This window comes from Methyloversatilis sp., assembly GCF_030696805.1.
Lineage (GTDB): Bacteria > Pseudomonadota > Gammaproteobacteria > Burkholderiales > Rhodocyclaceae > Methyloversatilis.
Genome location: NZ_JAUYRO010000101.1, coordinates 1 through 14,168, shown reverse-complemented (window position 1 = coordinate 14,168; position 14,168 = coordinate 1). Strand labels below are relative to the sequence as shown.

At 62.3% G+C, this 14,168-nt stretch carries 12 protein-coding genes and 1 tRNA gene; 3 read left to right on the top strand and 10 right to left on the bottom strand.

Annotated elements, in window-relative coordinates:
- From Q8R75_RS17005 to Q8R75_RS16995, 3 genes are all read right to left on the bottom strand, one after another.
- On the bottom strand, positions 1-202 hold a 202-nt coding region (locus tag Q8R75_RS17005), incomplete at its 3' end, for a GTP-binding protein (RefSeq protein WP_336623629.1).
- Complete coding sequence (gene cysD / locus Q8R75_RS17000) at positions 202-1,104, bottom strand: sulfate adenylyltransferase subunit CysD (RefSeq protein ID WP_305615781.1); 903 nt, start codon at positions 1,102-1,104, stop codon at positions 202-204. The genes Q8R75_RS17005 and cysD, both read right to left, overlap by 1 nt.
- Before the next feature lie 199 nt (positions 1,105-1,303).
- A tRNA-Ala gene (locus tag Q8R75_RS16995) sits at positions 1,304-1,379 on the bottom strand.
- Between the two features lie 99 nt (positions 1,380-1,478).
- Here Q8R75_RS16995 and Q8R75_RS16990 point away from each other — a divergent pair.
- Positions 1,479-2,222, top strand: coding sequence for a DUF3108 domain-containing protein (locus Q8R75_RS16990; protein ID WP_305615779.1), 744 nt, complete (start codon positions 1,479-1,481; stop codon positions 2,220-2,222).
- Here Q8R75_RS16990 and Q8R75_RS16985 read toward each other — a convergent pair.
- From Q8R75_RS16985 to Q8R75_RS16970, 4 genes are all read right to left on the bottom strand, one after another.
- Positions 2,209-3,189, bottom strand: a complete 981-nt coding sequence (locus Q8R75_RS16985) for an L-threonylcarbamoyladenylate synthase (RefSeq protein ID WP_305626542.1) — start codon at positions 3,187-3,189, stop codon at positions 2,209-2,211. The genes Q8R75_RS16990 and Q8R75_RS16985 overlap by 14 nt on opposite strands.
- Positions 3,190-3,194: 5 nt before the next feature.
- Positions 3,195-4,349: a 5-(carboxyamino)imidazole ribonucleotide synthase gene (locus tag Q8R75_RS16980; protein ID WP_305615775.1), complete on the bottom strand. Its 1,155-nt coding sequence runs from the start codon at positions 4,347-4,349 to the stop codon at positions 3,195-3,197.
- Between the two features lie 168 nt (positions 4,350-4,517).
- Entirely contained in the window at positions 4,518-5,024 is a 507-nt protein-coding gene (purE, locus tag Q8R75_RS16975) for a 5-(carboxyamino)imidazole ribonucleotide mutase (RefSeq protein ID WP_305615773.1), read from the bottom strand.
- 132 nt (positions 5,025-5,156) lie between these two features.
- Entirely contained in the window at positions 5,157-6,452 is a 1,296-nt protein-coding gene (locus tag Q8R75_RS16970; RefSeq protein ID WP_305615771.1) for a DEAD/DEAH box helicase, read from the bottom strand.
- 421 nt (positions 6,453-6,873) lie between these two features.
- On the opposite strand from Q8R75_RS16970, the gene Q8R75_RS16965 reads away from it, so the two are divergent.
- The gene (locus tag Q8R75_RS16965) at positions 6,874-7,437 is read left to right on the top strand and encodes a sigma-70 family RNA polymerase sigma factor (RefSeq protein ID WP_305615769.1); all 564 of its coding nucleotides are present in this window, start codon (positions 6,874-6,876) and stop codon (positions 7,435-7,437) included.
- Positions 7,434-8,144, top strand: coding sequence for an anti-sigma factor (locus Q8R75_RS16960; protein ID WP_305615767.1), 711 nt, complete (start codon positions 7,434-7,436; stop codon positions 8,142-8,144). Before Q8R75_RS16965 ends, Q8R75_RS16960 begins: the two co-directional genes overlap by 4 nt.
- Positions 8,145-8,202: 58 nt before the next feature.
- Here Q8R75_RS16960 and Q8R75_RS16955 read toward each other — a convergent pair whose 3' ends face one another.
- From Q8R75_RS16955 to Q8R75_RS16945, 3 genes are all read right to left on the bottom strand, one after another.
- A complete protein-coding gene (locus tag Q8R75_RS16955; protein ID WP_305615765.1) occupies positions 8,203-10,257 on the bottom strand; it encodes a sigma-54-dependent Fis family transcriptional regulator in 2,055 nt (684 codons plus the stop codon).
- Positions 10,258-10,500: 243 nt separating this feature from the next.
- Positions 10,501-11,709, bottom strand: coding sequence for an acetyl-CoA C-acyltransferase (locus Q8R75_RS16950; protein WP_305615763.1), 1,209 nt, complete (start codon positions 11,707-11,709; stop codon positions 10,501-10,503).
- A gap of 202 nt (positions 11,710-11,911) precedes the next feature.
- On the bottom strand, positions 11,912-13,879 hold the full coding sequence (locus Q8R75_RS16945; protein ID WP_305626537.1) for an AMP-binding protein: 1,968 nt from the start codon (positions 13,877-13,879) through the stop codon (positions 11,912-11,914).
- Positions 13,880-14,168: the final 289 nt, after the last annotated feature.

Below are 14,168 nucleotides of genomic sequence, written 5' to 3'. Positions count from 1 at the left end.
TGCCGACCTTTTTCGAGTCGGCTTCGAGCGCAGCAAGCTGGTCTTCGAACAGCATTTTCGATTCGTACAGCAGGCGGCCGATCAGCGTGCTCTTGCCGTCGTCCACGCTGCCGCAGGTGATGAAACGCAGCAGGCTCTTGTGCTCGTGCTGCTTCAGGTAGGCACCGATGTCTTCGGCGATGAGGTCGGAAACGTGTGCCATCAGAAATACCCCTCTTGCTTCTTCTTTTCCATCGAGCCGGTCGAATCGTGGTCGATCACCCGGCCTTGGCGCTCCGACGTCGTCGTCAGCAGCATTTCCTGGATGATGTCGGTCAGCGTGGCGGCGGTCGATTCGACTGCGCCGGTCAGCGGGTAGCAACCCAGCGTGCGGAAACGCACGCTTTTCATCTGGGGCACCTCGCCCGGGCGCAGCGGCATGCGGTCGTCGTCCACCATGATCAGCGTGCCGTCGCGCTCGACCACCGGTCGCTCGGCGGCAAAATAGAGCGGCACGATGGGAATGTTTTCCAGGTGGATGTATTGCCAGATGTCGAGTTCGGTCCAGTTCGAGATCGGAAACACGCGGATCGACTCGCCCGGATGCTTGCGCGCGTTGTACAGCTTCCACAGCTCCGGACGCTGGCTCTTCGGATCCCAGCGGTGCTGCGCGGTGCGGAACGAGAAGATGCGCTCCTTGGCGCGCGACTTCTCTTCGTCGCGACGCGCTCCGCCGAAAGCGACATCGAACTTGTACTTGTCCAGTGCCTGCTTCAGGCCCACGGTCTTCCACAGATCAGTATGCAGCGCCGAGCCATGATCGAACGGATTGATATTGCGCGATTTGGCGTCCGGATTGATATGCACCAGAAGATCGATGCCAAGACTGCGGGCCATCGCATCGCGGAACTCGTACATCGCCTTGAACTTCCAGGTGGTGTCGATATGCAGTAGCGGAAACGGCGGCACAGACGGGTAGAACGCCTTGGCCGCAAGATGGAGCATGACCGCGCTGTCCTTGCCGACCGAGTAGAGCATGACCGGATTTTCGGCCTCGGCCACCACCTCGCGCATGATATGGATGCTCTCGGCTTCCAGCCGTTGCAGGTGCGTCAATGTAGTCATCGTGAAGGAAACCGGGAAGCAGGGTTGCGCGCCGGACGGGGATTGCGGGCCGCGGGCGCGAGGTAGGCAGTCAAAAACACGCAGGATATTACAGCGCCGCAGGCTTTGTGGGGCGCACCCCCGTCGCTGAGGCTGCGGCAAAACAAAAAGCCCCCGCGGCTCCGGATGAAAGTAGGAGCGGCGGGGGCCAGAAATAATGTGGTGGAGAGGAGGAGGATCGAACTCCCGACCTTCGCATTGCGAACGCGACGCTCTCCCAGCTGAGCTACCCCCCCAACGAGCGCGCAGTATAGTGCGCCGCCGACGGCTTGTGAAGGAACGTGCGCGTCGGAAATTGGTCGCACTTGTGTATGTTCAAATGAACGGAGCAAACGATGGATTCGGACGAAACACGCGGGCAGGAACGCCGTCTTTTCATGCGCAACGGCATCGCGCTGCTCGCGGCGGGCTCGGTTCCGGCATTGTTGTCGGGCTGCGCAACGGCCGGGCTGTATTCGAACGCGGGCGATCACGATGCATCGGCGATCACGGCGGGCGACCAATGGGCTTACCAAGAACTCAACGGGTACAACCGCGAACGCCAGGCGCAGATTCGCTACGTAGCGGAGTCAGGGACTTCGCCGGTACTGCGGCTCGAGGTCGAAGGCAAGCCGCTGAGCGGTCTGCGCCACGACCAGCGAGAGGAATACGACGCGCCGTGGGTCGTCACGCGTGATTCGGTGTACGACTACGACAACCTTTACAACCCGCCGCTTCCGCTGCTGCCCGCCCTGCTCGAACCGGGAGCGCGCGAGAGCTGGCAGTCGATGGTGGTGCATGACGCCAAATCGCGAGCCAGGCGCTGGCATGTGCAGATCGATGCCCTGCGCACCGAGTTGGTCACTGTTCCGGCAGGCACGTTCGAAGCACTGAACGTGCGCAGGCTCATCAAGTTCGAGCATCCGGATTTCTTCCGCAGCCATTCCGAACGGGTTGAAAACCTGTGGTACGCACCGGAGGTGAAACGCTGGGTGAAGCGCGAATGGCGCGGGCAGTACCTGCAGAAGATGCGCGCCCGCATGCCTTACTTTCGCGAAGACTGGATCGTCTGGGAACTGACGTCGTTCAGAGTGGCGTAATCCCGGCTCCGGCGAGCGCGCGCGTCAACCGGTCGTTGACCGCCGACCAGGCGATGCAGTCAGGCGTCGCCTCGATCACGATCATTGCGCCGCCACTGGCATCGGCTTCGCGCAGCGCGGCATACAGGCCGCGTGCGTAGCCTGCCGGATCAGCTGGCAGCATGGTCCAGTGGTGCGGGCAGTCCGCAAGCGGCGGCTGGGAGTGGGCAATCACTGCGCAGCGGCGGCCGCTGTGGCGGAAGGCGTTCAGATAATCCCGCAGACGTTCGCCGGCCACCTTCTTCATTGGCGTATGCGGTGCGTAATGCGCCGCCAGCGTGCCGGACACGCGCGGCGCCCCCTGCCCGACCGCCACAGAAAGGGGCCTGCCGATCACCGCCTCTATCTGTGCCGCCGATATCGCACCCGGACGCAGGATGCGACGTGCTTCGCCTGACAGGTCGAGGATGGTCGATTCGATGCCTACTTCACTGGCACCGCCATCCAGCAAGGTGATCGCGTCGCCGAACTCATCCCGTACATGCGCAGCGGTGGTAGGACTGATGCGGCCGTATCGATTGGCCGACGGCGCCGCAACGCCGCTGCCGAAGGCGCGCAGCAACTGCAGCGCGACCGGATGCGCAGGTACGCGCAGACCCACCGTATCCTGACCGCCGGTGACTTCATCCGGCACTTCGACGTCACGTTTCAGGATGAGCGTCAGCGGCCCCGGCCAGAAAACGTTTGCCAGCGCGATGGCTTCGCGCGGAATGTCGCGCGCCCAGCCCACCAGCTGGGCGACGTCCGGCAAATGGACGATCAGCGGATGATCGGCAGGCCGGCCCTTCGCTGCGAATATCCGACGCACGGCATCGGGGTTGAGCGCGTCGGCACCCAGGCCATAAACCGTTTCGGTCGGAAAGGCGACCAGTTCGCCGGCACGCAGCCGCTCTGCTGCCGCATCGATCTCTTTGCTGCCGGCCGTCACAATGCTCAGTCCTCGATGCCAAGCATCTGGCGGGCATTCATCGCCAGGTCGATGACCGGCTCGCCGTGCTCGCCCAGCACCGTGAAGTGACCCATCTTTCGGCCATGGCGCGCGTGGTGCTTGCAATACAGATGCAGTTTCAACCCGGGTACGCGCAACAGGCGCGACCATTCGGGCTCGTGCGCATGGTGCGCATGGTGCGCACCACGCTCGTACCACAGGTCACCCAGCAGATTCACCATCACCGCGCGCGAGTGCTGTCGCACATCCCCCAATGGCAAGCCGCACAGGATGCGCACCTGCTGCTCGAACTGACTGGTGACGCAGGCATCGATCGTGTAGTGCCCGCTGTTGTGCGGTCGCGGCGCCATTTCATTGACCCGAAGACGCCCTTCCGAAATGAAGAATTCGACGCCCAGCACGCCGACGTAACCCAGCTCGGCGGCGATGCCTATCGCCATTTCGGTCGCTTCCGCGGCCATCGCGCCACTGATGCGTGCCGGCGCGATGCTCACATCCAGGATGCCGTTGCGATGGCTGTTCTCCGCGATCGGAAAGGGCTCGACACGGCCGGCCGCATCGCGCGCAAGCACGCACGACACTTCCATGTCGAGCGTCAGCATCTTCTCAAGCACGCAGGCTTCGCCGCGGAAGCTTTCGAACGCAGCCTTGGCTTCCGCCACGTTGGCGACCCGCGCCTGGCCCTTGCCGTCATAACCGAAGCGCGCCACCTTGAGCACCGCCGGGAACAGCGCCGGATCGACCGACTCGATCTGCACGGCGCTGGTGACCGCGGCGAACGGCCCGACCGCGAAACCGCGATCCGACAGGAAGGTTTTTTCGGCGATGCGGTTCTGCGCGACGGCCACGCACTCGGCATTCGGACGGGTCGGGATGAACTTGGCGAGATGGTCCAGCGTGTCTGCCGGCACATTCTCGAATTCGGTGGTCACCGCCGCACAGCCTTGCGCCAGTCGCTCCAGCGCATCTGCGTCATCGTAGGCGGCACACAGGTGTTCATCGGCCGCCCGCCCGGCCGGACTGTTGCGGTCCGGATCGAGCACGATTACCCGATAACCCATCTCATGGGCGGCCAACACGAAGAAGCGGCCTAGCTGACCGCCTCCCAGCATGCCCAATGTCGCGGGAGGAAGAATCATGTGTTGCGACTCCGATGAAAGCGCTTCGGACGCGCATCGCCCATCTTTGGCTATGCCTTACCCGAAGAGGGATGAAATTCAACGAATACAAGAACCTGCAAAACGAGAACCCGCACAGCACCCCGCATACAAATGGCCGATGCGTGCCCGCGGCAGCGGAACCCGCAGTCAATCGTCAAGCTTCATGTCGAGCACTGTCTGGGTCTGCCGGGCGCGGAAGGCATCCAGCGCCCGGGCCAGCGACGCATCTTCGCCCGCCAGCAGCGCGATCGCAAACAGCGCCGCATTGGCAGCGCCGGCCTCGCCGATGGCGAAGGTGGCAACCGGAACGCCTTTCGGCATCTGTACGATGGAGAGCAGCGAATCCATGCCGTTAAGGGCCTTCGACTGCACCGGCACACCCAGCACCGGTACGGTGGTCTTCGCCGCCAGCATGCCCGGCAGATGCGCCGCACCGCCGGCCCCCGCGATGATGGCGCGCAGACCGCGCGCGCGCGCTTCTTCGGCATACGTAAACAGCAGGTCCGGCGTGCGGTGTGCCGACACCACGCGCGCTTCGAAAGGCACGCCGAACTGCTCGAGCAGCGCTGTCGCGGCGCGCAGCGTGTCCCAGTCGGAATTCGACCCCATCACCACGCCAACCCGGGGCGCTCGCGCTGCTTCAGAAGCACTCATCGTCAAGGTCCTCCGGCAGCCCGTGCCGCCTGGAAAAAGGTGCGAACTTTACACCTGTGCGGCAATAAATGAAAAAGCGAAGGGGCACCGGTTCCCCGATGCCCCTTCGCCCCTGTCAGGCTGCTTCAGCGATCAGTCCGGGCGGCGTGCCCGGTCTGTGCGGCCACCGCCTGCGCTGCCACGATAACCACCTTCACGGCGCGGTGCGCCACCCGGCTTGGCACCCCAGCCACCCGGACGTGCCGAGCTGCCCGGGCGGGCACTGCGCGGTGCCGTGCTGCGCGGTTGCACGCGCGGCTCCAGACCCGGAATGGTGTGCACCGGAATCACGTGGCGGATGAAGCGTTCGATCGTCTTCACACGGCGCACGTCGTCACCGGATGCCAGGCTGACCGCGATGCCGCTACGGCCGGCACGGCCGGTGCGGCCGATACGGTGGACATAATCTTCCGCCGACTTGGGCAGATCGAAATTGATCACGTGGCTGATGCCGGCCACGTCGATACCGCGCGCAGCAACGTCGGTCGCAACCAGCACACGCAGTGCGCCGCGACGCAGATGACCCAACGTGCGGTTGCGTTCGCCCTGATGCATGTCGCCATGCAGCGCAGCGGCGAGGAAACCGTTTTCGCCCAGCGTTTCGGCGATCTGGTCTGCATCGCGCTTGGTTGCCGTGAACACAATGGCTTGTTCGACGTCTTCACCGCGCAGCAGGTGGTCGAGCAAACGTTGCTTGTGACCCATGCCATCGGCGAACAGCAGGCGCTGTTCGATCTTTTCGTGCTGGGCTGCGGTGGCCACGATTTCGATGCGCTGTGCATCGCGCGTCAAACGCTCCGCCAGACGGCAGACACGAGGTTCGAAAGTCGCAGAGAACAACAGCGTCTGACGATTCTGCGGCAGGCGGTCAACAATTGCCTCGATGTCTTCGATGAATCCCATGTCGAGCATGCGGTCAGCTTCGTCAAGCACGAGCATTTCGAGGCGGCCGAAGTCGATACGGCCACTGTCCATCTGGTCGATCAGACGACCCGGCGTGGCGACCAGCACCTCGTACGGCTGGGCCAGCAGCTTGTTCTGCATGACATAGGATGTGCCGCCGACCACGCTGACAGCCTTGGCGTAGCGCATGCCCTTGCCGTACTTGCGGCAGGCTTCGGTGACTTGGATCGCCAGCTCGCGCGTCGGAGTCAGCACCAGCACACGGGGACCGCGCGCCTTGACCGGCGATTCCTGCATCAGACGATTCAGCGCCGGCCACATGAATGCAGCGGTCTTGCCGGAGCCGGTTTGCGACGACACCATCAGGTCACGACCGGCCAGCGCAGCAGGCACTGCCTTCTGCTGAACGTCCGTGGGATTGGGATAACCGGCCTCGACGATTGCGCCAAGAAGGTTTTCGTTGAGACCGAGTTCTGAGAATTCCATGAGTTTTTTCCACACGATGGCCACCTTCCGCGCTGCACTGAGCAGAACGGAGGGAGCGGGTTGGTCGGGAGAAGTCCCGACGATCTATCGGCACTAACCGATCAACCACGCATGACCAAACAGGCGGGAGAAAAAGACAGGCCAGGGACGATAACTTGCTGTGCACGCACCAGAATTACCCGGAAGCCGATCGGAAATCGGCCGCTCTGCACTGAGTTGCGGACTTTACAGACGCTCGCGTATGTTTGCAAGTGCTTTTTCGCATTGCAACATTTCACGTGTCACGAGTCAGCCCGAACGCGCGTTGTGCTGCATCCAACTTGTCAGGTTTCGGGTATCCGGCAGACACACCGTGCGATAGCACGATCGGCGAGCTTGCTGACATACTCCTGCCGGTTCGCCCCCTCTTCCGGACGACTTGATGAGCTCACTGACGGACGAATTCGACTTCGACGCCGCTCTCGCTGCATGCGCAAAGAGCGAGCGCCACGCCCTTCATCGCATATACCAGCTTGAAGGTGGGCGGCTGCTTGGCGTCGCACTCCGCATCGTACGCCGGCGCGATGTTGCCGAAGATGTCCTGCACGACGCCTTCCTTCGCATCTGGGAAAAGGCGGCGAGCTTTGACCCCAGCCGCGGTTCGGCGCGCGGCTGGATCTACAGCATCGTTCGCCACGGCGCGTTGAACCACATCCGCGACCACGCGCGCGAGGTGTCGGTTGATGCCACGCCGGAGACCGAATTTGCAGATGAAGCAGGCTCCAGCTCTGCTGACCCGTACGAACAGGTGTTGCTGTCGTCCGAATCCGGGCAACTGTACGAATGTCTCGGCAAACTCGACGATGCAAAGCGTTCGAGCATCCTGCTCGCCTATCTGGACGGTTGCACGCACACGGAAATCGCCAGCCGGATGAAGACGCCGCTGGGTACGGTCAAGGCGTGGATACGCCGCGGCCTGCAGGCACTGAAGGAGTGTCTGACATGAGTGAGCCCATGGACAACGATGAAATCGCCGGCCTTTACGTGCTCGGCCTGCTGGACGACGATGAGCACGCGCAGGTAAGCCGTCAGTTGGCGACCGACCCGGCGCTCGCCGCCGCAGTGATCTATTGGGAGGAGCGCCTGCTTCCGCTCGCTGCCATGGTGGAACCGGAGACACTGCCCCCGGCGCTGTGGTCGCGCATCGAACGCAGCATCGCACCGGTTACACGCACGGCGCCGCTCGCCCAGGCTTCAGCATGGAGCCGTCTGTGGGACAGCCTGGCCTTCTGGCGCTCCCTTGCGGCAACCGGATTCGCTGCCGCAACGATATTGGCGGTGGCCGGCTTGTCCGGTACGCCGCGCGATGACACACCGCGCTACATGGTCGTTCTGGTGGCGCCTGACGACAAGGCACCTGGCTGGGTGATCCAGGCCAGCACCGAACAGTCCCTCAAACTGATCCCGCTGGGCAGCAGCGAAGTGCCGCCGGCCAAGGCTTTCCAGTTCTGGACCAAGGCAGACAAGTGGCAAGGTCCGGTTTCGCTCGGGCTGGTTCAGCCGGGCCGCACGCTGGATGTGAAACTGGACAAGCTGCCACCGCTGGAAAATAACCAGCTGTTCGAAATCACGCTGGAACCGGAACAGGGCTCGCCTATCGGTCGTCCGACCGGCCCCATCCTTTTCATCGGCCGGGCCGTCAAGGTGATGTAGAGGCCTTGAGGCAAAAAAAGAAGGCCGACAAAAGCCGGCCTCTTTTTTTTGCTTCGAATCAGTGGCCCTTGGCATGAACCTCGCGGGCTCGTTCAACCAGCGCATCCAGCCCGAACTTCTTCAGTTTCAGATAGAGCGTGCTCTTGGCGATGCCAAGCGAACGCGCTGCCAGCGCCATGTTTCCGTGACTGCCGTCGATAGCATTCAGGATGGCTTCGCGCTCGGCCTCCTCAAGGCGCCGGCTGTCTCGCATTTCGCCGATGCCGAACATGTGCTGTTCTCCGCTGTGCGTCGGCGTATCAAACGGACGAATACCGCGAACCGGCGGTTCATCGGTGTGGATGATCGCGCGCGGGCGTTCGCCGGTCAGCAGCATCGATTCCAGCACATTGCGCAATTCACGCACATTGCCGGGCCACGAGTAGGACGTCAGGTCACCGAGGTCGGCCGCACTCAGTTGCGGTGCCGGCACACCGTGATGCACAGCGAGTTTTTCGAGCAGCGCAAGGGAGAGCACCGAAATGTCACTCAGACGATCACGCAGAGGAGGAATACGGATGCTGGTCACGGCGACACGGTAGTAAAGATCCATGCGGAATCGACCGTCCGTCACTTCCTTGCGCAGGTCGCGGTTGGTCGCGGTGATGAGCCTGAACTTGACCTTGCGCGGCGTGTTCTCGCCAAGCCGATAAATTTCACCCTCTTCGAGCACGCGCAGCAGATGCGGCTGCATGTCGAGCGGCATTTCGCCCAGTTCGTCCAGAAACAGCGTGCCACCGTTGGCCGCTTCGATCTTGCCCATCATGCCGCCGCGTCGTGCACCTGTGAAAGAGCCCTCCGCATAGCCGAACAATTCTGTCGCCAGCAACTCGCGAGACAGGCCACCACAATTGACGACGACGAACGGCGCCGACTTTGCGCTGCCGCAATCATGAATGCCTTTGGCAAATACCTCCTTGCCGACGCCCGTTTCACCCAGCAGCAGCACCGGCACATTCGATTTGGACAGCTGACGCGCGCGCTCGACGGATTCGACCAACGCCGGATCCTTGCCCACAACGCAGTCGAGCTTGCTGGGTTCCGGCGCCGCGCTCTCCGCCACAAGGGTCGCTGCGCTGCTATGAGCCGCACGAGGCCTGAAGATCGGAATCGTCAACAACGTACCGATGCGCTGCCCGTTGTCGAATACGGGTTCCAGCCATTCGGGTGCGATCCAGCCTTGCAAACCAGCCGGCAGACCGTCGTCGGTGGCATGGCCGAGCGAGATCGAAGCGATATCGAGCCTGCGCGAGCCGATACGGCCAACCGCGAGTTGGTTGAGCGCTTCTTCTGCCCGCTCGTTGGTCTTTACCGGATTGCCGCGGCGATCGAACACCACGACGCCGTCGCTACTGGAATGCGTCAATCGGTGCATGCACCGCTCAAGCAACCGGAACCGGATACCCATTTCATGCTTGGCCAGACGCCCCTCGATCTTGCTGGCTGTCGCCACCACCAGCGCAAGGCTGTGACGGTTGTAGGTCTGATGCAGTCCGGACACGTCGATCGCGCCCAGCACTGAACTGTCATAAGGATCAAGGATGACGGTGGACGAACAGGTCCAGCGCTTGATGCCGGCGCAATAATGCTCAGCGGAGTGGATCTGCACCGGATGACGTACTGCGATCGCGGTACCGATTGCGTTCGTGCCACAGGCGGTTTCGCTCCAGCTTGCTCCGGGCGTCATGTTCATGCTTTCGCCCTCTTCGCGCGTTGCATGGTCGCCTTCGAGGCTGAGGATGGTGCCGCTGTGATCGGTGAGCACCATGATGGTGCCGGTTTCGGCGAGAAAGTCACGCGCCATCGCCATGACAGGCGTGCTGGCGCTGAGCAGATCACCGTGCTTTTGCTGCAGGGAATAGAGCGAGTTTTCGCTCAAGGGCGGCGGGGCCTGGTACTTGCCGGGATCAACGTGCGCGTTCAGACAACGGCGCCAGGAATCGTCGATCAGTCGGCGCAGCGCATCGGAACTGCACTCTTCACCGTTGAGCACTCGCTCCCAGTGTTTCATCACGTCCCGGTCACGCTCGGGGCGGGAAAACATCTGGCTTTGATCGTCGTCCCTTACATCCATGGCCACCTCCTTTTTTTTTACACGGAGGCAGACGGATACCCGATACATCGCAACTTCGCGTTGCGGAGCACAGGGACCGACTCCTCCAGGACCTGCGTAGCGATGTACTTCGAGGCACACCGTCTCGCAGGCTGAATTTAAATCTTCTTCGCCGGCCAGTGAGACTTGGCCGGACGTACTTCAGCGATCATCAAGGCTCTGGCGGACCATAAATCGCTGGTGGATCCGAAACTTACGTAAAGCTTACTCCTGCCACAACTCAAGCGCCACTGCCGTGGCTTCACCGCCACCGATACACAAGCTTGCCACACCGCGACGGCCGCCTGCACGGCGCAGTGCACCAAGAAGTGTCACGATCAAACGCGCACCGGTTGCGCCAATCGGATGCCCCATCGCACAGGCTCCACCGTGGAGGTTCACCTGATCCGCATCCAGACCGAGATCACGAATTGCAGCGAGCGTCACCACTGCAAATGCCTCGTTGATCTCAAACAGATCGACATCGGCCAGCCTCCAGCCGCTGCGTTCGACCGCACTGCGGATCGAAAACGCGGGAGCCATCGGGAAACGCCGCGGTTCGCCCGCGTAGGACGCATGGGCAACGATACTGGCAAGCGGCGTCAAACCCAGCGCGGACGCCCGTGAAGCTCGCATCATCAGCACGGCGGCCGCACCATCTGAGATCGAACTCGAATTTGCGGCCGTGACCGTTCCATCCGCTTTGAAAGCGGGCTTGAGGGCAGGAATCTTTTCCGGTCTGGCCGACTGCGGCTGCTCATCGCGCGCGATGACCACCGCCGGCGCGCCACGTCCTTTGCCGGCGACCGTGACCGGCGCGATTTCCCAGTCAAAGGCGCCGGCTGCGGTGGCTTCGCGCGCGCGCGTGAGCGAGCGCAGCGCCCACGCATCCTGGTCCTCGCGCGAAAAACCGTATTCCTCGGCGCATTGCTCGGCGAAGACGCCCATCAACGAGCCACGGTCGTTGTATGCGTCTTCAAGGCCGTCCAGAAACATGTGGTCAATGACCCGATCGTGGCCCAGCCGGTAGCCGCCGCGCGCACGCGCCAGGAGGTAAGGCGCATTGCTCATCGATTCCATGCCACCCGCAGCAACGATGCCTGCGGAGCCGGCGACGATTGAATCGTGTGCCAGCATGACCGCTTTCATGCCCGATCCGCACACCTTGCTCACCGTCGTGCAGGCGCAGGAATAAGGGAAACCAGCCCCAAGGGCCGCCTGCCGGGCAGGTGCTTGTCCAAGACCCGCTGGCAGTACGCAGCCCATGTAGGCTTCATCGATCTCTGACACCTGGACACCCGCTTGCTGCACTGCAGCGGCAAGTGCGGTCGAACCCAGCTGCGGGGCCGAGAGCGACGACAATTCACCCTGGAAGCCGCCAAGTGGCGTACGACGGGCCGCAACGATGACGACGGGATCCTGGGCTGCCTTCAATTCACGCTCCTGAATGGGTTACGCCAAAACATGTTGTGGGGAGCTCGCCGCACATTGCTGCTTTTCGCAACATCGACACCTTGTGCGCCTTTGCGACCCGGCACTGAAAATTCATGTCACCGACAGGATTTCGCCGTCGTCGATCACCGCGACATCCGACGTTTTTATGTGTTCAATATTAGGACGCACGCAATTCGGACAGTCAAGCCCACGCGTTGCGCAGGCTGAGGACTTCGTCAATGGAGCGCGGATCTTCCATGCATGAAAGGTCGCCGATCGGCCGCCCGATGTAGGCACTGCGCAGCACCCGGCGCAACACCTTGCCATTTCGCATTTTCGGGATCTGACCAAGCACATGGATACGTGCCGGACGCAAAGGTTTGCCCAGCAACCGCGCCACGTGATCGGACAGTTCAGACTCCCATACACTCCAGCCCGTATCGGAATTGGTCCGGGCATCATGCAGGCGGACGAAGCACACAACGGCCTCCCCTTTCACCGCATCGGGAACGCCTATTGCAACCGCTTCGGCGACCAGCGGGTGCGATACCAGCGCCGATTCGAATTCGATCGGGCCGAGTCGCTTGCCGGCTACGCGGATCGTGTCATCACTGCGTCCATGCACGAACCAGTAGCCATCGCTGTCCATGCTTGCCCAATCGCCATGCAGCCAGGCATCCGGCAGACGTGACCAGTACGTCTCCTCATAGCGCGCGAAGTCCTTCCAGAATCCGCGCGCCATGCCGGGCCAGGGTTGGCGTACGACCAATTCGCCGACGGTCCCGCGGACCGGCCTGCCTGCGACGTCGACGATATCCGCCGCCATGCCCGGCACGGGGCCATTGAACCCGCAAGCCACTTGGGGAAGACCGGGAAAGCAGGTCAGTATTCCGCCACCCACTTCAGTGCCGCCCGAGTAATTGATGATCGGCCGCCTGCGCTTGCCGACGGTTTCGAACAACCACAGCCAGGGCGTTTCATTCCATGCCTCGCCCGTTGACCCGAATACCTTTAGCGTATCAAGCATGCCGGGCGGAGGTACCGCGTCGTGACTGCCCATCAGGCTGCGCACAAGACTGGGCGAAAAGCCAAGATGGGTCACACCGTGGGCCTTCACGACTCGCCACAGGCGCCCAGGGTCGGGATGGTCGGGCGGCGCTTCGCACAATACGATGGTGCTGCCCAGCATCAGCCCGCCGAATACCATCCACGGCCCCATCAGCCAGCCCATATCGGTCACCCACATCAAGGTGTCGCCGGCTTTCAGGTCAAACGCCATGGCGAGGTCTTGCGCCGCCTTGACCGGAAATCCGGCATGGGTGTGGATAACCGCTCGGGGTCGTCCCGCCGTGCCCGATGTGTAGATCAGCATCAGGATCTGGTCGGGTGGGAAGCTCCTAACACCGACACCGTGAGGCGGGAGCGACTTAAGCGCCTCGTAGTCAAGCACGCCAAAGCCGGGTGCCGCCTGATCACGCAGATGAACACCGGCCGACGGCTTTCGCTGCACCACGATGACAGTTCGGATCGACGGACATTGACTTGCTGCGCTCAACGCATCGGGGAGCATGCGTATCGACTGGCCCCGGCGGTCATAACAGTTGGCACAGACCAGCACCGCAGCGCCCGCATCGACCAGACAATTTGCTACAGAATCGGATGAAAGACCCGAAAAAAGCGGCACCGATACGACGCCGATACTTGCTGCAGCAAGCATGACCACTGCAGCCTCGGGAATCATCGGGAGGTAGATCGCAAGGCGGTCGCCCGCGCGCATGTCGATGGCAAGCAGTCCCGATGCAACACGGGCCACCTCATCGGCGAGATCACCGTAGCTCAGACTGCGGCACTCTCCCGCATCGCCTTCCCACCGGATCGCGACGTTCTCGCTGTTTTGCCTGGCATGTTTGCCGACGAGATTGTCGAACAGATCAAGCTGGCCGCCGACGAACCAGTCGGGCCACATGATTCCGCCCGAAAGATCGAGCGTCTGTCGATACGGGACCTGCCACTCCAGTCCGATGTCCTGCAATACCCGATCCCAGAACGTGGCGGGATCGCGTTCTGCATCTTCCTGCAGTTGATCCAGCGTTCCATATCCGTGACGTTCGATGAACAGGGCAAGCCGGGTGCCCTTCCACTCGTAATCAGAGGGCGTGAATACCTTCATTGTTGAACCTTGTGATCATGCAATCACGCAAACGTGGGTTCCTGCTCACTTCCCGATCTCCGCCGGACATGAGAAAAAAGCCCGACCCCGCAGATTGCGGGGGCGGGCGAACATGCCGGGAGGAGGTACCAGCAATACTTGCAAAAGCGCTTACTTGCCGGTTGCGACTTCTTCCAGCACGTTGAGCGACACGTCGGTTTCCTTGACGCCCGCCGGATTGGACTTCATGTTCGACGACCAGTTGGTGGCGTGGCCACGCTTGACGTCGATGATGTGTCCGATCACCGGC